Source organism: Rhizobium leguminosarum (assembly GCF_019798305.1).
Lineage (GTDB): Bacteria > Pseudomonadota > Alphaproteobacteria > Rhizobiales > Rhizobiaceae > Rhizobium > Rhizobium leguminosarum_U.
On sequence record NZ_JAAXDD010000005.1, the window covers coordinates 317,050 to 337,008 of the forward strand.

19 protein-coding genes are annotated in these 19,959 nt (G+C 61.6%); 17 read left to right on the forward strand and 2 right to left on the reverse strand.

The genetic code is table 11. The annotated features are described in order from the left end of the window. Positions 1–68 precede the first annotated feature (68 nt). The 3 genes from HFO99_RS11580 to HFO99_RS11590 are packed head-to-tail and all read left to right on the forward strand — an operon-like array spanning position 69 to position 2,474. The gene (locus HFO99_RS11580) at positions 69–1,214 is read left to right on the forward strand and encodes a mandelate racemase/muconate lactonizing enzyme family protein (RefSeq protein ID WP_222361286.1); all 1,146 of its coding nucleotides are present in this window, start codon (positions 69–71) and stop codon (positions 1,212–1,214) included. A gap of 58 nt (positions 1,215–1,272) precedes the next feature. Continuing rightward, a complete protein-coding gene (locus HFO99_RS11585) occupies positions 1,273–2,139 on the forward strand; it encodes a DUF6772 family protein (protein ID WP_026265415.1) in 867 nt (288 codons plus the stop codon). Continuing rightward, positions 2,139–2,474: a hypothetical protein gene (locus HFO99_RS11590; protein ID WP_222361288.1), complete on the forward strand. Its 336-nt coding sequence runs from the start codon at positions 2,139–2,141 to the stop codon at positions 2,472–2,474. The genes HFO99_RS11585 and HFO99_RS11590 overlap by 1 nt, the downstream gene beginning before the upstream one ends. Positions 2,475–2,515: 41 nt before the next feature. Here HFO99_RS11590 and HFO99_RS11595 read toward each other — a convergent pair whose 3' ends face one another. Together HFO99_RS11595 and HFO99_RS11600 are read right to left on the reverse strand one after the other, a co-directional pair. Next, positions 2,516–3,910 carry an FAD-dependent oxidoreductase gene (locus HFO99_RS11595; RefSeq protein ID WP_222361290.1) on the reverse strand — a complete coding sequence of 465 codons (1,395 nt, stop codon included), beginning with the start codon at positions 3,908–3,910 and terminating at the stop codon, positions 2,516–2,518. A gap of 19 nt (positions 3,911–3,929) precedes the next feature. Further along, entirely contained in the window at positions 3,930–4,733 is an 804-nt protein-coding gene (locus HFO99_RS11600; protein ID WP_222361292.1) for an SDR family NAD(P)-dependent oxidoreductase, read from the reverse strand. A 797-nt stretch (positions 4,734–5,530) separates the two neighbouring features. Between HFO99_RS11600 and HFO99_RS11605 the strand changes: the two genes are divergently transcribed. From HFO99_RS11605 to nuoG, 14 genes are all read left to right on the forward strand, one after another. Next, the gene (locus tag HFO99_RS11605; RefSeq protein ID WP_222361294.1) at positions 5,531–6,031 is read left to right on the forward strand and encodes an NADH-quinone oxidoreductase subunit J; all 501 of its coding nucleotides are present in this window, start codon (positions 5,531–5,533) and stop codon (positions 6,029–6,031) included. After that, a complete protein-coding gene (nuoK, locus tag HFO99_RS11610; RefSeq protein WP_222361353.1) occupies positions 6,031–6,333 on the forward strand; it encodes an NADH-quinone oxidoreductase subunit NuoK in 303 nt (100 codons plus the stop codon). Before HFO99_RS11605 ends, nuoK begins: the two co-directional genes overlap by 1 nt. Positions 6,334–6,338: 5 nt before the next feature. Next, positions 6,339–7,802: a monovalent cation/H+ antiporter subunit D family protein gene (locus HFO99_RS11615; protein WP_222361296.1), complete on the forward strand. Its 1,464-nt coding sequence runs from the start codon at positions 6,339–6,341 to the stop codon at positions 7,800–7,802. Further along, positions 7,799–8,053 carry a hypothetical protein gene (locus HFO99_RS11620; protein WP_222361298.1) on the forward strand — a complete coding sequence of 85 codons (255 nt, stop codon included), beginning with the start codon at positions 7,799–7,801 and terminating at the stop codon, positions 8,051–8,053. Before HFO99_RS11615 ends, HFO99_RS11620 begins: the two co-directional genes overlap by 4 nt. Next, complete coding sequence (locus tag HFO99_RS11625; RefSeq protein ID WP_222361300.1) at positions 8,046–9,806, forward strand: Na(+)/H(+) antiporter subunit D; 1,761 nt, start codon at positions 8,046–8,048, stop codon at positions 9,804–9,806. The genes HFO99_RS11620 and HFO99_RS11625 overlap by 8 nt, the downstream gene beginning before the upstream one ends. 8 nt (positions 9,807–9,814) lie before the next feature. After that, positions 9,815–11,290 carry an NADH-quinone oxidoreductase subunit M gene (locus HFO99_RS11630; protein ID WP_222361302.1) on the forward strand — a complete coding sequence of 492 codons (1,476 nt, stop codon included), beginning with the start codon at positions 9,815–9,817 and terminating at the stop codon, positions 11,288–11,290. After that, positions 11,287–12,729, forward strand: a complete 1,443-nt coding sequence (locus HFO99_RS11635; RefSeq protein WP_222361304.1) for an NADH-quinone oxidoreductase subunit N — start codon at positions 11,287–11,289, stop codon at positions 12,727–12,729. The genes HFO99_RS11630 and HFO99_RS11635 overlap by 4 nt, the downstream gene beginning before the upstream one ends. Positions 12,730–12,882: 153 nt before the next feature. Further along, the gene (locus HFO99_RS11640; protein ID WP_017965944.1) at positions 12,883–13,248 is read left to right on the forward strand and encodes an NADH-quinone oxidoreductase subunit A; all 366 of its coding nucleotides are present in this window, start codon (positions 12,883–12,885) and stop codon (positions 13,246–13,248) included. Then, the gene (locus HFO99_RS11645; RefSeq protein ID WP_168273329.1) at positions 13,236–13,739 is read left to right on the forward strand and encodes a NuoB/complex I 20 kDa subunit family protein; all 504 of its coding nucleotides are present in this window, start codon (positions 13,236–13,238) and stop codon (positions 13,737–13,739) included. The genes HFO99_RS11640 and HFO99_RS11645 overlap by 13 nt, the downstream gene beginning before the upstream one ends. Next, positions 13,736–14,272, forward strand: a complete 537-nt coding sequence (locus tag HFO99_RS11650; RefSeq protein ID WP_222331104.1) for an NADH-quinone oxidoreductase subunit C — start codon at positions 13,736–13,738, stop codon at positions 14,270–14,272. Before HFO99_RS11645 ends, HFO99_RS11650 begins: the two co-directional genes overlap by 4 nt. Positions 14,273–14,301: 29 nt before the next feature. After that, on the forward strand, positions 14,302–15,516 hold the full coding sequence (gene nuoD, locus HFO99_RS11655; RefSeq protein ID WP_222361306.1) for an NADH dehydrogenase (quinone) subunit D: 1,215 nt from the start codon (positions 14,302–14,304) through the stop codon (positions 15,514–15,516). Between the two features lie 16 nt (positions 15,517–15,532). After that, positions 15,533–16,042 carry an NADH-quinone oxidoreductase subunit NuoE gene (nuoE, locus tag HFO99_RS11660; protein ID WP_222308911.1) on the forward strand — a complete coding sequence of 170 codons (510 nt, stop codon included), beginning with the start codon at positions 15,533–15,535 and terminating at the stop codon, positions 16,040–16,042. Between the two features lie 4 nt (positions 16,043–16,046). Further along, positions 16,047–17,312 (forward strand): NADH-quinone oxidoreductase subunit NuoF, encoded by a 1,266-nt coding sequence (gene nuoF, locus HFO99_RS11665; RefSeq protein WP_222361308.1) that lies wholly within the window; start codon positions 16,047–16,049, stop codon positions 17,310–17,312. A gap of 33 nt (positions 17,313–17,345) precedes the next feature. Beyond that, on the forward strand, positions 17,346–19,925 hold the full coding sequence (nuoG, locus tag HFO99_RS11670; protein ID WP_222361355.1) for an NADH-quinone oxidoreductase subunit NuoG: 2,580 nt from the start codon (positions 17,346–17,348) through the stop codon (positions 19,923–19,925). Positions 19,926–19,959: the final 34 nt, after the last annotated feature.

Below are 19,959 nucleotides of genomic sequence, written 5' to 3' on the forward strand. Positions count from 1 at the left end.
ACAGACACGCCCCAAAGCAGCGAGCAAAACCAAGAGCAACGAGCAAAACATTGGGAACGAAAGAGCCGATGGATTCTGTGCAACCTTCGACCGGACCGGCGATCATTATTTCAGATGTCATCGCCCATCCGCTCAGCCAGACGCTGCCCAAACCGACCGTCACGTCCTGGGGCACCTATCACAAGGTCTCGATGGTTCTTGTCGAGTTGCGCACAGATGCCGGCATCGTCGGCGTCGGTGAGGTTCTGGCCCGGTTTTCGCCTAAGGCCTATGCGGAACTGATCGAAACCTCGTTAAAGCCACGGCTGATCGGACAGGACGCGCGCAACATCGGCGCGCTCTGGCAATCCATGCGGCGCTCGCTGTCAGGCCGCGCCGGAGGCATGCTGATCGAGGCGATCGCAGGCGTCGACATTGCGCTGTGGGACATCATGGGCAAGGCCGCGGGCATGCCGATCGCCAAGCTGCTTGGCGGCATCGGCCGGGAAACGATCGAGGTCTATGCCGCCGCCGTAAACTGGGTCGACGATGCTGAGGCGGATCAGGAACTGGAGCGCTATATCGGCGAGCGATTCCCGCGCATCAAAGTCAAGATGGCCAATCCGGTCAGAGAAGCCTGCCGGCGCATCGAACGGCTGCGCAAGCGCGCCGGCGACGATATCGAACTCTGTGTCGACGCCAACTGGGCCTATGATCTGGACCAGGCGATCGAGGTCGGCAGGGCACTTTCGGCCAACGGCTACTTCTGGTTCGAGGAGCCGCTGGCGCCGGAAAACGAGCAAGGCTATGAAGAACTTCGCAAACGCTGCGACGTGCCGCTCGCAGCCGGAGAGAGCAACTTTACCGCCGATCAGGCGCAGCGTCTCGTCGCCAACCGCACCCTTTCAATCCTGCAGCCGGATGTCGCCCGTGCCGGCGGCATATCCGAAACACGGCGCATGGCAGACTATGCCGCCCTGCACGATGTAGGCTACGCCCCGCATATCGGCATGTCCGGCATTATCTGCGAGACGGCCAGCACGCATCTGGCAGCCGCCCTTCCGAATTTCCGGGTGATGGAATGCGAATGCGATCTTAGCCCCTTCAAGCGCGACCTGGCCGATCTGGCGCCCGGCTGCCTGCGCCAGAAGAATGGCCGGCTCGACGTGCCGACACGGCCGGGTCTCGGCATCGAAATCGATTGGGACGCCGTCAAACGGCTCCGCGTACAGTGAGGTCAACACCATAATGACGACATCAGCCCCCTCTTCCACAGTCGACATGATGGAAGCCATGAGGCTCGCCATGCTTCGCGCAGATCCGGCGCTCAGCCGTTTCGATCCTCTGCCGCGCATCCTGTCGTTTGACGATTTTTCGCGCGGGCATTGCGGCTGGTCGCAGTTGGTCGGCAATTACGAGGACAGCCTCGACGTCATGCTGCCGGGCTTTGCCCAGCACTCGAGCGCCATGCTCTCAACTCTCGGGCATTGGGATGCGGGGTCCCACGGCGGCATGGATTCGTCCTATGCGCTAAAGATCGCCACAAAGGCAAAACCGGGTGCCCAGAACGTTGCAATCAAGCGTCATACCTTCCGCAAGCGCGGCCCGATCCGCTTCGAGATTTTCTTCACGTTCAAGCCGGAGGCGACGGAACTGAAACTATCGGAAACCGACGTGCGATCGATCGGCTTCCTGTTCGACCTGCAATGCGGCGATCGGGACGGAGATGGCGAGCGGGTGATGCCGCATCTGCGCTTTCTCAATGCACTCGACGGCAAGCACTTGCAGAAATGGCAGTACAAACGCGAAACCACGCCCTTCACCGCCATCGGCCGGGAAGACAAGACCGTAAGCCACTATCACCTGGCGCCCGAAGGCTGGCTGGACTTGCCGGATGGTGAACAACGGCTCTGCTACAACGAGATCCCGACGAAGGTGAACTGGAGCTATATGCGCTTCGATTTCGACCTCGCCTCCATGAAGGCGACCGGCCTGCAATGCAACGACAGGAATTTCGATGTATCCGGCTTCGAGTCGATCCGGATTCCGGCGATGAAAAACCTCTGGTGCATGCTGAACTTCTGCCTGTTCGCCGAGACGGATGTCGCCAAGCGCGCCTTTCTCTACGTCGATTCCATCTGCATTTCAGGGGATTTTTGATGCTTCCCGAAAACATCACGGCGGTGATAACCCGCAATGAGCGCTGGAGCGGTGACGCCGCGAGCGAACCCTATGAGGCCGGTTGGGCGCATGAAGCCGTGTTCTTCATTCGGGCATTGAAGCCTCCCGTCGGCATTGTACCCAAGGGCTGGGTGGAAATCTCGCCTGACGGCATGCACTGGGTTCGGGAAGGAACGGAATTCGCCATGCCGGCCGAACAGGACGGCGTTGCCGTGGCCCGGCTCAACACCTTCGGCAATTGGCTGCGCGTTGCAACCCGATTTGCCGATGGCGCTGAATGCACCGTGCTGGTGACCCTTCATCTGAAGGCCTGACTTGAGAAAACGCGGGTATCGCTCCCCGCTTTCTCCTTCCATCAGCCAAGATAGGCGCCCTGGGCCAGAAGTTCCCTGCGCAAGTCCGCGTAGTCGACATGCCGGGGACTGGCCCTGTTGCCGACCGAAAGTGCCGCGGCAACACCGGCCGCCTGGCCGAGCGCAAAACAGGGCGGCATGACGCGAATGGCGCTGAGCGCCTCATGCGTCGCCGAGACCGCGCGGCCGGACACCAGCAGGCCCTCATGAACGCGCGGCAGCATGACCCGGTAAGGTATCTGGTAGATATTCGCCGCATCAAGCCCCTCGCCACCGGTCCCACCGCCCGAGCCTGTGGGGTCGTGAATATCGAGCGGATAGCCGCACAACGCCACGACATCGTCGAAGGCGCGGCCGGAATGCAAATCTTGCAGCGTCAGTTCGTAGGCTCCATCGATCCGTCGGGTTTCCCGTACGCCGATCTGGGTTGCCGTGTCCCGCAGTTCCACCTGTTCGAAGCCGGGCAGATTGTTGCGGAAGAAATCGAGCAGCGCCACGGTCTGCTCCCGGCCTTCGACCTCGGCAAGCGAGAGCTCAAGGGCGTCAGCCCCATTGCGGCGCAACACGCGGCCGGTATTGATGCGCCAGACGCCCGGTTCCATGGTTTTGTAAAGGCCGATGCCGCGGCGAGGCGCGGGAAAGCGGCCCTCGGCCGTCGCCTTGGCGACGATCGAGGCGAAAGGCCGAAAATCCTGCGGATGCGCGCGGATGTAATCCTCCACAGCCTGGTCATCGACGTTCTGCACGCGGAAGAACAATGTTTGCGGCTGGGAAAGGCCGTCGCTTTCCCGCCCCTGACGGGTATGGACACCGGCATAATGGGCGACATCGCCGTCGGCCGAGCAATCGACGACGACCTTGGCACGAACGCTCCTCAACCCGCCTTTGCCGGCGCAAACGACCCCGAGCACCCGGGGATTGTCCGCGTCATGGTCATCGACAATGGCATCGACGACCATGGTGTGCAGCAACAATTCCACTCCCGCCTCGACGCACATGCGCTGCGCCGCGACCTTCGCCGCCTCGGGCTGGAAAGGTGTCACCTTGTCGTGGCCGTAGACGATGAAGCCGCAATAGGCCGAACCTGCCGGGATGGTACTCGGATGCAGCGCGCCGCCGAGCGCCATCATCCGCTGAACGAATTCTTCGTAGATGCCCCGGATCAGTTGCTGGCTGCCGTCGAGCGAATAGGAGGTCATGCAGGGGCCGACGAGGCCCGCCGTGAGGTTACCGCCGAGGAAGCCGTAGCGCTCCACAAGGCGTACCCGCACGCCAAGACGTGCCGCCGCGACCGCGGCCGATAATCCCGATGGCCCGCCCCCGATGACGAGCACATCGACACTATCGAGTTCGGGAATATCAGCCGAATAGGCGTACCGGCGGGCTGTCTGCTGCATACTTCTATCCCCTCCCCGTCTAGCGGAACATCGATCCGCCATCGACATCGAGCGCGGCGCCGTAGGTAAAGCTGGCTGCATCCGAGCAGAGGAACATGATTGCCGCCGCCATGTCCTCCGGCCGCCCCATGCGCCGCATCGGCAGATTGCCGGCGATGCGGTCCTTCAGCGACTGGTCGATATGGGAGTGCATCGGGGAATCCGTCGGCCCGGGGTTCAGCGCGTTGATGCGGATCTTCTTGCCCGCAAGTTCCCGCGCCACCGATTTGACCATCGACAAGGTCCCGGCTTTCGATGCCGCATAGGCGGTATCGGCGATCAGCCCGCCGCCGCCATGCACGCCGGCATCCGAGGCGATACAGACGATGTTGCCGCCGTCGGTGTTGTCGAGCATGCGTTTGACCGCCGCCTGCACGACGAAGAAGCTGCCGAGCAGATTGACATCGAGCACGCGATGCCAATGCGCCCGATCCTGCTCGAATATACGTTTGGCTGTGATGATCGCTGCACATGTCACGACGTTATCGAGACGCGCCAGATTGGCGTCACAATAATCGAAGGCCTTGTCGATGCTTTCCTGATCGCTGACATCCACCGTCACGGTGTGAACAGCCGCGCCGCCATTGCGCAGTTCCGCACCGTAGCGCTTCAGCCCCGCCTCATCACGATCGGCCATGACCACTTCCGCGCCCTTGCTGGCAAAGGCCCTTGCAGTTTCTAGACCCATTCCGCTCGCTGCGCCCGTGATAAGCACGCTTCGGCCCGCAAAACTATCGTTGGAAAAAGTAGCATAGGTCCCAGGCATCGTCGCAGCCTCCTTCATTAAGGGCAGCGCAAACAACCAGTCACCAGGCTCGCCTTCCCATCGCTAGCAACGTAGCAACTATGTTATATAGTTGTAAAGCGCAATGTGGACGCGATGCGCTGCCTGGAAACAGAGTTTCGCATGGTCACACGCAGGACGGAGGAATAACTCGTTGATCGCGCTGCATTGATCGGTGCGATCAATGCCGTCATGGCGAAACCAATGCGCTCGCTGCAGAGATTTCTAACGTCAAATCTCTCTTGTCGTAACATGCCACTTGGCAAAACAGGAAAGCCCGGCCGCTTCACGGTCTGGGGCAATTGTGTGTTATTTTTGCCGAAGTTTGGCTGCGGTTTAAGGATTTGTACTTTCCTGTCCCGCTGGGTCGGCTAAGCCTTCCCCCGAGGAGGCGTTAGCTCGTCGACCCGTTGCCAGATATTCAAAGGCCCGCACGAGGCGGGCTTTTGAATATTGTTTTTATGGAATTTTGGTTGCGGGACCTGAAGCCACAGAGACTTTCAGCGGAACAGCCGGTGTGATTTGGAAGAAATTTCCCACTATGCCGTAACAAACCGGTACCGATCGGCTCAAGCCATTTGCCTATGGAACAATAAAATCGGTACGGCGCTAAAGCGCGCGCTTCGCAAGCGACCTTCGCCACATCCGGGCCGGCCTGATTTGCTCCGCCAATGACAATAATCTTGTGAAAAATCCGATATTAGGGCACAATTTTTGAACGCATCGGAATTTGCGGCGCAATCTTAAATCCGGCGGTCTCGCGCCGGATAGCAGTTCGCGCCGGAGGGTCGGCGTCGATGGATCCGGGGTTCTTTCTTCTGTTCGCTACGGTGTCCGTGATCACGGCCCTGACGGTGGTCTTGGCCCGGAATCCGGTGCACAGCGCATTGGCGCTGATGGCGTGTTTCCTCAACATCTCGGCAATCTTCGTTATGCTCGAGGCGCCATTGCTCGCGGTCATCCAGATCTTCGTCTATGTCGGCGCGATCATGGTCCTGTTCCTGTTCGTGATCATGATGATCGATGTACGCGAAGCGGTGTTGCAGCGGTTCTTGCCGGGCAGCAACCTGCCGGCCATGGGGCTGCTCATCCTGCTTGGGATCGAGATGCTTGTGCTGGTGCTCTGGAGCGACCGCTTTTCGATCACGGAGCCCGCTGCCATGGGCGGCGGCGATCAGATCAGGCAACTCAGCACGACACTTTTCGCCGACTATCTCCTGCCGTTTGAAGTTGCGTCCGTCATCCTTCTGGCCGCCCTGGTCGGCGCCATCGTGCTGGCGCGGAAGGAGCAGGGATGATGGTTCCGCTCTCGTGGTACATTGTTCTCGGAGTGGTCCTGTTCGTGATTGGAGCAGCGGGCGTGCTGATCAGGCGCAATATCCTGGTCGTGCTGATGTCGCTGGAGCTGCTGCTCAATTCGGTCAACATCAATTTCATCGCTTTCGGGCGTTACTACGGCGATTCCCGCGGGCAGATCTTCGCGATCTTCGTCATCGCAATCACCGCGGCGGAAGTTGCCGTCGCCCTCGGTATCCTGGTCGCCCTCGTGAGGAACAAATCCACCCTCAAGGTCGACGAAGTGACCATGATGAAAGGATAGCGGCTTTGGACCCGGTGATATCGATCCGGCCGCTGCTTGCCGTCGCCATAGCAGGCCTGGCGGCCCTTGCCGTTCTCCTTCTGCACAACCGCGAGAAGCTCCGCGATATCGTCTCGCCGCTCGCGGCAATCGCCATGTTCGCGATTGTCGCCTCGATGGCGCCCACAGTGCTGGCGGGCGGGACGGTCGATTTGCGCCTGTTCGAGATTTTGCCGGGGATAGACTTCGCTTTCCGGGTGGATGCACTCGGCATGGTATTCGCCACCGTCTCGTCGCTCCTGTGGATCGTGGCGGCGATCTATTCCATCGGCTACATGCGCCACTTGAACGAGCATGCGCAGACTAGGTTCTTCGCCTGCTTCGCCACCAGCCTCGCGGCGGCCGTCGGGGGCGCCTTTTCCGCCAATCTGTTCACGCTGGTGATCTTCTACGAGATGCTTAGCCTCGTGACCTATCCGCTTGTTTACCACCACGAGGATGAACAAGGATGGGCAGGCAGCCGCAAGTACCTCGTCTATTTGATGGGCGCGTCGAAAAGCCTGCTTCTCGCCGCGCTGGCGCTGACCTACCACATTGCGGGGTCGTTCGATTTTGTGTCGGGGGGACTGCTGGCAGGGAGCAATGCTTCTGCCGCGATGCTGACGGTCGTCTATTTCTGCTACCTCTTCGGTTTCGCCAAGGCTGCGGTAATGCCGATGCACGCCTGGCTGCCTGCCGCGATGGTGGCGCCGACACCGGTCAGCGCGCTCCTGCATGCAGTGGCCGTGGTCAAGATGGGTGTGTTCTGCGTGTTGCGGGTGGTATTCCACGTTTTCGGCACGGGACTGGTGGGCGGGCTGGGGCTGGGCATCGCCACGGCCTATCTGGTCTCCTTCACGATCCTGATGGCGTCAGTCTATGCCCTGACGCGGGACGACCTGAAGGCGAGGCTCGCCTATTCGACGGTCAGCCAGCTCTCCTACGTCGTTCTTGGCGCGGTTCTGTTGTCGCCGGTCGCGATGGTCGGCGGCATCATCCATATTGCGGCTCATGCGTTCTCGAAGATCACCCTCTTCTTCTGCGCCGGCTCGATCTTTTGCGCGTCGGGAAAGCGGAATATCAGCGACATGGCCGGCATCGGCCGCAGGCTGCCTTGGACGATGGGTGCTTTTTTTGTCGCCTCGCTGAGCATGATCGGGGTGCCGCCAACCGCAGGCTTCGTCAGCAAGTGGTATCTGGCGCGGGGCTCGGTGGAGGCGGGCGAAATTGCGTTCCTGGTCGTGCTCCTTGCGAGCTCAGTCCTGAACGCAGCTTATTTCCTGCCTGTCAGCTATGTCGCCTTTTTCGGGACGGAAGCGCCGGAGAGCCCGGCGACGGTCCGTGAAATTCCGATGATGACGATCCCGCTGGTTGCGACTGCCATCTTGTCGGTGTCGATGGGCATCTTTCCCGGCTATTTCCTCGCCCTGGCGGAAGGAGTTGTCAGATGATCAAGCGTGTCGTCGACTTCTTTGGTGACGAGGAACATGCGAACCAGCGCCGCCGGCTGTTCTATCTGGTCCTCATTCTGATCGTCATCGCCGACTTTCTGGTCCACCGCGAACACACCGAATACCTCTGGGACCGCCTGCCGGGCTGGTCGGCCGTCTACGGCTTCTTATCCTGCGTGCTGCTGATTTTCGTTTCCAAGCTCCTCGGCCATCGGGCTGGGCTCATGCGGCGCGAGGACTATTATGACTGACTTCGTCCATCCCGCCCTGCTGTTCATTCTCGGCGCCCTGCCGATCCCTTTCCTGAACGGATCGATCCGTAAGGCCTATCTGCTGCTGATCCCGGCGCTGGCGATCTTCGCCGTGCTGACCATACAACCGGGAAGCTACGGCGCGACGCAGTTCATCGGGCAGGAAATCCTCATCGCCAAGGTCGACAAGCTGAGCATCGTCTTCGCCACCGTTTTCACCATCATGGCGTTGATCGGAACGGTCTATGCGCTGCACCTGCCTCGCCCCGGCCAGCATGTCGCTGCATTTGTCTACGTCGGCAGCGCTCTTGGCGTCGTGTTCGCCGGCGACTATCTGACGCTCTACCTGTTCTGGGAAGGCATGGCGTTTGCCTCTGCCTGCCTGGTCTTCGCCCAAGGCGGCCGACAGGCGATCGCCGCCGGGTTCCGGTATCTCATGGTCCATATCACTGGCGGCGTCGTCCTACTTGGCGGCGTCATTCTCTACGGCCTCTCGACTGGCTCGCTGCTCTTCGGCCCGATCGCAGGCGAGATGGGCGTCGGCGCATACCTGATCCTTGCCGGGTTCATGCTCAACGCCGCTGTGCCGCCGCTCAACGCCTGGCTGACCGACGCTTACCCGGAGGCGACTGTCACTGGCGCGGTGTTCATGAGCGCCTTCACCACCAAGACCGCCGTCTATGTGCTGGCGCGGGCGTTTCCGGGAACTGAACTTCTCGTTTGGCTCGGCACCGCGATGGCGCTCTACGGCGTCGTCTACGCGGTGCTGGAGAACGACTGCCGTCGGCTACTGGCCTATCACATCGTTAGCCAGGTGGGCTACATGGTGGCGGGCGTCGGCATCGGCACCGAGATGGCGGTGAACGGGGCCACCAGTCATGCCTTCGCACATATCCTCTACAAGGCGCTCTTGTTCATGGGTGCTGGGGCGGTGATTTACGTCACCGGCCGGCGCAAGCTCACCGAGCTTGGTGGGCTCTACAAGACCATGCCGGTGACCGTGGCGCTCTACATGGTTGGCGCTTTCGCGATTTCGGCATTTCCATTCTTCTCGGGCTTCGTCACCAAGTCGATGGTGGTGGCCGCCGCCGGACAGGATCACCGCGCGCTGGTGGTGTTGGCACTGACGATGGCGTCGGCGGGGACATTCCTCCACACCGGTCTCAAGCTCCCCTATTACATGTTCTTCGGCACGGACCGGAAGCTGGAGGCGCGGGAGCCGCCCCGCAACATGCTGGTTGCGATGGGCATGGCGGCGGTGCTCTGCATCGCGATCGGCGTCGTCCCGCAGCCGCTTTACGCACTTCTACCCTATCCGGTCGACTTCGAGCCCTACACCGGCGTCCATGTCACCGAGAGCCTTGGCGTGCTGATGTTCACCGCCTTGGGTTTTGTCATTTTCCTCAGGGCGCTCGACCCCGAGAACACGATCAGCATCGACACCGACTGGTTCTACCGCAAGGGCGCGCGGGTCTTCATGTGGATCGCCGGAAAACCGCTGACGCGCTACGAGAAGACGGTGAGTGACGTGTCGGAGACCGCGGCTCTGCCTTTCCTGCATGGGGCGGCGCGGGCGGGACTGTGGATTGATCTCGCCGGTGTGGATGCCATCGTGAATGGCGTCGCCCGGGCGATCCTGAATGGTGGCGGGACGCTGCGGCGCCTCCAGACCGGCGTCGTGACCCATTACGCGCTGGCGATGATCGCCGGTGTGATCGCAGCCACCGTCGTCTTCGCCGTGGTGTGGCGGTAGGGGGCGTGATGGGATTGCCGCTACTCAGTCTCATCGTATTCACGCCCGTCGCCGGGGCAGCGGTTCTGATGTTTCTGCGCAGCGACGATGCGGTGCGGTGGACCGCGCTGGCCGTCACCATCCTCGACCTCGCTCTCTGCATCGCTATGCTGGCGAGCTTTGACACCACGACCCACGCGTTGCAGTTCACCGAGAGGCGCCTATGGGTGCCCGCGCTCGGGATCGCTTGTGCGCTTGGCATCGACGGGATAAGCGCGCTCTTCGTTTTCCTGACCGCTCTGCTGGGCTCGATATGCGTGCTCGCCTCGTGGGTCGCGATCGACCGCAAGGTGAAGGCGTTCATGGTCAGTCTGCTCTCCATGCAGGCGCTGATGCTGGGGGTGTTCTGCGCGATCGACCTGTTCCTGTTCTACGTCTGCTGGGAGGCGATGCTGATCCCGATGTACCTCATCATCGGCGTCTGGGGCGGGGAAGGCCGGGTCTATGCGGCGTTCAAGTTCTTCCTCTACACGCTGGCCGGCAGCCTCCTGTTCCTCATCGGTGTCATCGTGCTCTATTTCAACGGCGGCGAGACCTTCGACATCGTCGCGCTGACCGCGCAGGATTTGCCGTTCCCGGTCCAGTCCTGGCTGTTCTTCGCCTTCCTGATCGCCTTCGCCGTCAAAGTGCCGATGGTGCCGGTCCATACCTGGCTGCCGGACGCCCATGTACAGGCGCCGACGGCAGGCAGCATTATCCTTGCGGGGGTGCTCCTGAAAATGGGCGCCTACGGGTTCCTGCGGTTCTCGCTGCCGATGCTGCCGGAGGCGTCTGAGTATTATTCGACGCTGATGCTTTCGCTTTCGGCGCTTGCGATCGTCTATGGCGGGTTGCTTGCGCTGGCGCAGGACGACCTGAAGAAGCTGGTGGCCTATTCCAGCATCAGCCACATGGGCTTCGTGACGCTGGGGATTTTTGCGCTGAACCTCCGCGGGCTCGAGGGCGCCATCCTGCAAATGTTCAATCATGGCGTAACGACCGGCGCGTTGTTCCTGTTCGTCGGCCTGATCTACGAGCGGACACACACGCGCAGCATTGCAGATTATGGCGGGCTGATGAAGGCGGCGCCGGTCTATACGGCGTTTTTGGCGCTGTTCACTCTGTCGTCAATGGCGCTGCCGGGGACGAATTCCTTCGTGGGCGAGCTGCTGGTGTTGTCGGGCGGTTTTGCGGCCAACCTGGCCGTCGGCGCGTCCGCCGTTTTTGGCGCGTTATTGGGCGCGGCCTATCTGCTTGGCATGTACAGGAAGGTCGCGCTAGGTCCGGCCAGCGTCGGTGTCCGATTCAAGATACGCGACGCAAACGCCCGCGAGATGGTCGCGATCCTGCCGCTGGCCGTCTTCGTGCTTTGGGTCGGGCTATATCCGAAACCCTTTCTCAACATTATCGACGTCTCGGTGAAGCATCTGCTGGCTCAGGTGCATGATAAAGGGAGCGTCCAATGACTGCCGCAGCACTTTTCCAGTCGGCTCTCGCAAGCCTGCCCGAGATCGTGGTGATCACTGGAGCCTGCATCCTTTTGATCCTGGGACAGCTTGTGCGCAAGGGCCAGGAACACTTGCTTGTCTGGGCCTCCGTCGCGGTCGTGCTGATTGCCGCCTTGGCGACACTCATGCTTTCGAGCGAGGTGCGGCCGGCCTACACGGGCATGTTCATCGCCGATCGCTTCGCGGTCTTCTTCAAGTTCGTGTTCTACCTGGCCACCATCCTGACATTCCTCCTTTCGCGAAAATATGCGGACATCGAGGGGATCGGGAGCAGCGAATACTATGTCCTGCTGCTCTTTTCGCTGTCGGGAATGATGATCATGGCCTCGGCGACCGATCTCCTCTCGATCTATGTGGGCCTCGAACTGATGGTGCTCTGCACCTATGTGTTGACCGGCTTCCTGCGGCGAGAGCGGCGGTCGAACGAAGCGGCGTTGAAATACGTGATCCTTGGCGCGGTCTCGACCGGGATTTTCCTCTACGGCGTTTCGTTGATGTACGGGCTCACCGGCACGACGCAACTGGACGGGATGGCTGCGGCGGTGACGGGCGACCCGCTCGATCCGGGATTGCTCCTGGCAGAGGTCTTCATCGTCGCGGGGCTGGTCTTCAAGATCGGCGCGGTGCCGTTTCATATGTGGGTGCCGGACGTCTACGAAGGCGCGCCGACGACGATCACCGCATTCATGTCGGTAGGCCCTAAGGCGGCAGGGTTTGCGGCGATCCTGCGGGTGTTCCTCAACCCGCTGGTCGCGGCCTCGGACGTCTGGATCATCGTCGCGGTCATTGCGGTGGTGACGATGGCGCTCGGAAGTTTCGTCGCGCTGGTGCAGGATAATTTCAAGCGCCTTCTGGCCTATTCCAGCATTACCCATGCCGGGTTCGCGCTTTTCGGCGTGGTGGCCGGTGGTGCGGACGGGATCGCCAGCGTGATGCTCTACCTGCTAATCTACTCCCTCATGAATCTCGGTATTTTCGGCGCCGTCATCATGATGCGGAACGGCGATTTCTCAGGCGAGGTCATTGAAGATTACGCGGGTTTCGCCAAGTCGCATCCCGGTCTGGCGCTTCTGATGCTGCTCTATCTGTTCTCGCTGGCCGGCATTCCGCCGACGGCCGGGTTCTTCGCCAAATTCTACGTGCTGGTCGCGCTGGTCGAGGGAGGTTTCGTCATGCTGGCGGTGATCGCGGTGCTGCTGAGCGCCGTCGCCGCCTATTTTTACATCCGCATAGTCATGGTGATCTACATGCGCGAGCCGGAGAGGACGTTCGAACCGGCGCTGACTCCCTCGGTACGCACCACGCTCGCCTTCACCGCCTTGGGCACCATTGGCATCGGCCTGTTTCCCGCGTGGTTTCTGAGGCTTGCTCAAAACTCGGTGTTTGGCGGCGGCTGACCGATTGAATTTGCAATGATCTGCCCGACGGAATAAACTCGTAGCTCAAGAAAGGATTACCCAAGCCCTTTCCCGGGGCGACCGCATTACCATCCTGAACAGGGCGGTCGCGGCCTTAGGAAAGCTTTCAGTGGGTAACCGGTGCAGTGCGGCATGGCTGCAATGGAATTCTTGCCGGTTCTTTTCATGGTCGCCGGAGTTGTTCTGGTGACAGGGGCGACGCTTTTTGTCTCCTCACTGCTGCGCCCGTCCAATCCCTATCCCGAAAAGAACATGCCCTATGAATGCGGCATGGACCCGGCAGGCGAGGCCGCCGGGGGCCGCTTTAGGGTGCAGTTCTTTATTCTCGCGATACTGTTGGTCGTTTTCGATGTCGAGACGATGTTCCTCTTTCCCTGGGCCGTTGTCCTGAAAGACATCGGCCTCGTCGGTTATGTCGAGATGTTCGTCTTCATAGTGCTGCTTCTTGTGGGCTTCGCCTACGCCTGGCTGAAGGGAGCGCTGGAATGGGAAGCGTAAACAATTCGATCCGCGACAGCGTGCTGTTCACCACGGCCGAGAGCGTTATCAACTGGAGCCGACAATCGGCGCTGTGGCCCGAGACCTTCGGAATTGCCTGCTGCGCCATCGAGATGATCTCGGCGGGTTGCGCCCGCTATGATCTCGACCGGTTCGGCGTGGTGTTCCGGCCTTCGCCGCGCCAGTCCGACGTGATGATTATCGCCGGCACCGTGACGCGGAAATTCGCTCCTGTCGTGCGCAGGCTTTATGACCAGATGCCGGAGCCGCGCTGGGTTATCGCAATGGGCACCTGCGCTATCTCGGGCGGGGTCTACAACACCTATGCCGTGGTGCAGGGAGCGGAGACCTTCGTGCCGGTGGACGTGCATGTGCCCGGCTGCCCTCCGCGGCCCGAGGCTCTGATGCATGGATTCCTGCTACTTCAGGAGAAGATCAAAAAATCCCGAGCACTGGCCGGGACTCCGCTGGATCGGGTTGCAGCGTCATGAGTGTGGAGACGCCCCTCATCCGCACTACGATCACGAAGCGTTTCGGCGAGGCAATCGACGCTCTTGGCTTCGCGCATGGTGTACATGCCTTCGCCGCTCCGCCTGACACGATCGTCGAGCTTTGCCGGTTTCTGAAGGAACACCCGGCGTTGCGGTTCAACTTCCTTTCGGACATCTGCGGGGTCGATCATTATCCTGAGATGCCACGCTACGAGACGGTGTACCACCTCTATTCGCTACCGAACAAATGGCGTGTTCGCATCAAATGCCGCCTCGCCGATCCGCCGCGGATCCCGTCGGTGACGGGGGTCTGGCGAACCGCCAATTGGCATGAGCGCGAAGCCTGGGACATGTACGGGATCAGGTTCGAGGGCCACCCCGATTTGCGCCGGATCTACATGTGGGAAGGGTTCGAGGGCTTCCCGCAGCGCAAAGATTTTCCGCTCCGTGGCTACAAGGACAAGCTGAACCCGTTTGGCGCCGAAGGCACGCCGCCGACGCAGCCCGACCTCGCCACCAAGAACATTCCATAAGGGAGGCCGCTCCACGCCGGGAACTTAAAATGACCGAAGTCACCGAACTGATCAGCCCGCAAGGCGAAGCGTTCGACACCAAGGAGGTGCTTCTCAATCTCGGCCCCCAGCACCCGAGCACGCATGGGGTTCTTCGGCTCGTCCTGGAATTGGACGGCGAGTACGTCAAGCGCGTGGATCCACATATCGGCTACCTCCATCGCGGCACCGAAAAACTGGCGGAGAGCTTCACCTACACCCAGATTTTTCCGCTCACCGACCGGCTCGACTACCTCTGTCCGCCGTCGAACAACCTCGCCTTCGCGCTGGCGGTGGAGAAACTCCTCGGCATAGAAGCACCGATTCGCGCACAATATATCCGCGTGATGATGGCCGAGCTGGCGCGGATCTCCGGCCATGTCTTGATCACCGGCGCGCTGCCGATGGACCTCGGTGCCATGACCGCCTTGCTTTACGCCATGCGGGAACGTGAAATGATCATGGACCTCCTGGAAATGATCAGCGGTGCGCGCATGCACACGTCTTTCTGCAGGGTCGGCGGAGTGCGCGAGGACCTGCCTGAGAGTTTCCTTCCCAAAATCAGGGAGTTCTGCGACATCTTCCCGAACCGGATCCGCGACTATGAGCGGTTGCTCGAAAACAGCCGGGTATTCCTGAAGCGCACGCAGGGGATCGGCGTGATCTCCGCCGAGGACGCCATCGATCTTGGCCTGAGCGGCCCGAACTTGCGCGCTTCGGGCGTCGACTGGGACATCCGTCGCGACGAGCCCTATGAGATCTATGACCGGCTCGACTTCAACGTCATCACGCGCGACGAGGGCGACTGCTATGCGCGCTGGCAATGTCGGGTCGAGGAAATGCGCGAGAGCGTCCGGATCATCGAGCAATGCCTCGACCAGATGCCCGAGGGGCCGTTCCAGATCGACATGCCAACAATCGCCTTCCCGGTGGAAAAGGACAAGGTGCATTGCTCGATGGAAGCACTAATCCAACATTTCGACCTGTCAGCCTATGGCTTCAAGGTGCCGAAGGGCGAGGTCTATACGGCGATCGAGGCGCCAAAGGGCGAGCTTGGCTTCTATATCATCAGCGACGGGTCGCCAAAACCATTCCGCATGAAGGTGCGGGCACCCTCGTTCGTCAACCTTCAGGGACTGTTCGGGGTGACCAACGCCCGCTATCTGGCGGACATGATCGCCGTGCTCGGCAGTCTCGACCCGGTGATGGCGGAAGTGGACAAGTAGCAGGGATTTGAATGCAATGACCATGCGCGAAAAGATAAAAGAGGCAGCGGCGCGGTATCCCGACCAGCGCTCTGCGATCATGCCCGCGCTGCTGATCGCGCAGGAAGAACATGGCCATCTGCCTGGACCCGTGTTGGAAGAGGTCGCCGACATTCTCAAAGTCGAGCGGATCTGGGTCTACGAGTTGGCGACTTTCTACACACTCTTCCACACCGAGCCGGTGGGGATGTTCCACCTGCAGCTCTGTGACAATGTTTCCTGCATGCTGTGCGGATCAGAGGAGTTGCTAAACCACCTGGAAACGGTGCTGGGGATCAGGAAAGGCGACACCACCCCGGACGGGCTGTTCACGCTATCGACCGTCGAATGCCTCGGCGCCTGCGAGATGGCTCCGGTGATGCAAGTCGGCGACGATTACCATGCCAACCTTGATGTGGCGCGGATAGACGCACTGTTGGATAGCCTGCGGGCGACAGTGGGAGCGCCGAGCGTCGAGCACGCCTCTGCGCGGCTGCCGGGGGAGTAGCGCCATGTTCGAGCCGGTTCTTCTCAAAAATGTCGATGTGGCCGACAGTCATTTGGTGTCGACCTACGAGGCTGGCGGCGGCTACCAGGCGCTGGAAAAGGCGCTGCACGCGTACACGCCTGACGAGGTTGTCGACCTCGTCAAACGGTCCAACCTGCGCGGCCGCGGCGGTGCCGGATTCCCAACGGGCATGAAATGGGGTTTCGTGCCGAAGCGCACCGGCAAGCCGACATATCTGTGCTGCAACGCCGATGAGGGCGAACCGGGGACGTTCAAGGACCGGATCATCATGGAACGCGACCCGCATCAACTGATCGAGGGGCTGGCGGTCAGTGCATACGCGATCGGGGCCGAAACAGCCTATGTCTACATTCGCGGAGAATATGTGACGGCGACCCGTCGTCTGGAGCAGGCGATCGCCGAAGCCCATGCAAAGGGCTATCTCGGAAAGCGCATTCTGGGCTCGGATTTCAATTTCGCCGCACACATCCACTGCGGCGCCGGCGCCTATATCTGCGGCGAGGAGACTGCGATGCTCGAGTCGCTCGAGGGCAAGCGGGCGCAGCCGCGATTGAAGCCACCGTTTCCGGCCGTGGCCGGGCTCTACGCCAGCCCGACTGTGATCAACAATGTCGAGACGCTGGTCTGCGTGCCGCATATCGTGGCGCGGGGCGCGGACTGGTTCCGCGGCATCGGCCCGGACAAGAGCCCCGGCCCCAAGCTCTACTGCCTCAGTGGGCAGGTGCGCAAACCCGGCCTCTACGAGTTGCCGATGGGCATACCCCTGCGCGAGCTGGTCGAGGACCATGCCGGCGGGGCCTTGCCGGGACGCAAGATCAAGGCGGTGATCCCGGGCGGGGTCTCAGCGCCGGTCATCCCTGAGCACGGGCTGGACGTAAGGATGGATTTTGACTCGCTGGCTGCCGCCGGCTCGATGCTCGGTTCGGCTGGCCTTATCGTGATCGACGATAGCACCTGCATGGTCAAGGTCGCCACCAGGATCATCGAGTTCTTCCACCATGAGTCCTGCGGCAAGTGCACGCCCTGCCGGGAAGGATTGAACTGGGTCGTGAAGGTCCTGCGCCGGATTGAAGGCGGGGATGGCGCACCCGGCGATCTGGAGCAACTGGAGATGCTCTGCAAGGGCATTTTCGGCAATACGTTTTGTGCCTTGGGTGACGGTGCAGCGATGGGATTGCGGGCAGCACTCGCGCATTTCCGAGATGAATTCGTCGCCCATGTCGAGGAGCGGAGGTGCCCGTTTCACTGAAGGAGTGTGCTGGATCAGGGTTGTGAGGAAACCATGCTTAAAGTCACGATCGATGGACAAACGCTGGAAGTTGAGGCTGGCTCGACGGTGTTGCAGTCCGCCCTGCGTTTGGGCATCGACATCCCGACCTTCTGCTATATGAAGCGCCTGCCGCCGCTCGCCTCCTGCCGCATGTGTCTGGTGGAGATTGAGGGCCTGCGCCGGCTGCAGCCGTCCTGCGCCACTGCGGCCACCGATGGCATGGTCGTGCGGACGAACACGCCTCTGATCGAGGAAACGCGCTCTTCCATGCTCGACATGCTGCTCGCCAACCACCCCCTCGACTGCCCGATCTGCGACAAGGGCGGCGAATGCGAGCTTCAGGACATGGTAATGGCCTACGGGCCCCGCGAAAGCCAATTCCGCGATGACAAACGTGTGTTCCACTCCGAGGACATTCGTCTGAGTCCGGTCATCATCATGAACGTCAACCGCTGCATCCAGTGCCAGCGCTGCGTCCGGATGTGTGAGGAGGTCGTCGGCGCGGTGGCGCTGGGCACCGTCGAAAAAGGCATGGATACCGCCGTCACCGGCTTCGAGGGCAGTCTGGCAAGTTGCGACCAGTGCGGCAATTGCGTCGAGGTCTGCCCGGTCGGCGCGCTGATGAGCTTCCCCTACCGCTACAAGGCGCGCCCCTGGGATCTCGTAGAGACCGACACGGTCTGCCCGCATTGTGGCACCGGTTGTCAGCTGACGGTGGGCACGCGCAAGGGCGAGTTCATGCGGGTGCGCTCGAAGTGGGACGAAGGTGTCAACCACGAAACTCTCTGCGTGCGAGGACGCTTCGGCCTCGATTTCGTTGCAAGCCGGGACCGGATCAAGCAGCCAATGATCCGTCACGATGGCGCCCTGGTTCCAGTTTCCTGGGACGAAGCGGGGGACTATCTGCGCCGGCGACTGTTGGCCGTCGAGAGCAAGGATGCCGGCGGGCTGGCCTCGCCTCGCCTGCCCAACGAGGTGCTTTATCAGTTCCAGAAGCTGATGCGAACAGTATTCCGGACCAACAACATCGATTGTTCGTCACGCTGGGCCGCGCCCTTCGATACGCTCGGCCCGCTATTGGGAACTTTCTACAGCCGCACGCCGCTGGACGACGTAATCGGCAACGACTGCGTGCTCGTCGTCGGAGGCAATATAACCGAGGAGAACCCGGTCACCGAATACCTGCTGCGGGACGGCGCGCGGCGGCGGCAGACCGGATTGCTCATGCTATCGGCGCGGCCATCGCGTCTGGACGCCGATGCCAGGGTGGTGGTTCGTGTGCCTCCGGGCGGAGAAGCGGCGAGCCTTGCGGCGGTCGTGGCCGGTCTCGTGGCGCCAGCTGCTCAGGCCTTGCCGGGCGGCGCTTTTGCGGAGATCGACGCGGCAATCGGCAGGCCGGCGGCGGGCGCCGGCAGTGACGGGCCGGATCGCCTGGCCGCCGCGCTCAAGGAAGGCCGCAGCGTCACCGTGCTTGTCAGCGTCGACCTCCTGAGATCACCCGAAGCGCGTGCGACGCTGCAGCAGCTCAACAACCTGCTGCACGTTCTCCGCCTGCTAGGCAAGGGTCCGGCGATGCAGTTTCTCTTCGACCGTGCCAACCAGATGGGCGCCTGGGACATGGGGCTCCTGCCGGCGGCTCTGCCGGGGCTGCGGGCGGTCGCTGATGACGCGGCGCGCGCAACTCTTGCACGAAACTGGGGCGCCGAAATCCCGTCTGAACCCGGCGCGGATCTCGACGCCTTGCTGGAGCTCTGCGTCGGTGGGCGGATGGGCGCGCTCTACATCATCGGAACCGACCCCCTGGTCGCCTATCCCGACCGGGACTTTGTGACGCGGGCGCTTGGCGCCGCCGATCTCCTGATCGTGCAGGACGCGTTCCTCACGGATACGGCGGGCATGGCCGAGGTCGTCTTGCCCGCGGCGGGCTACGGCGAGGAATCCGGAACGTTCACCAACAACGAGGGCCGGATCCAGATTGTTCGCAAATTCAGTGAGCCCGTTTTCGAGGCGCGAGGCAATCTGGCGATTATCGACTTCGTCGCGGCGCTACGCAACCAGGCGCTGCGGCCATCGACGCAAGCCGAAATTTTCGACGAGATTGCCCGGCTGGTTCCGGCCTATCAGGGTTTGACGCAGGACGGGCTTGGCGCCGACGGCGCATTCACCAAGGCGGTGCCAACATTACCGGCTGGCGTGTTCCTTGCGCCGCCGCCCGTTCCAACAGCAGCCGACCGGCTCATGCTGATCACCGGCGACTGCCTGTTCCACAACGGATATCTTTCCGAACGGTCGGACATCCTGAACACGGTCGCCAACGAGCCCTATGTCGCGATGAGCGCGCAGGATACCGCGGAGCTTGGCCTTTCGGATGGCGATCAGGTAATCGTGCGTTCCGGCCAGGGCGAACTGACGGCGCAGCTCAAGGTCGACAGGCGGTTTCCCAAGGGCCTCGTCTTCGTTCCGGAAAACTATAGAGCCTTGCGTCTCAACAGCCTGATGCGGCGGGGCGAATATCCATGCGCGGTGGAAGTCCAGAAGGCGCATGCCACTCTTGAGGTCGACCGCCCAGGCCGGATCTGGCGTGGGGTCTGAAGGGGTCGGGGCACTGCAATGCTCCGCGGCAAGC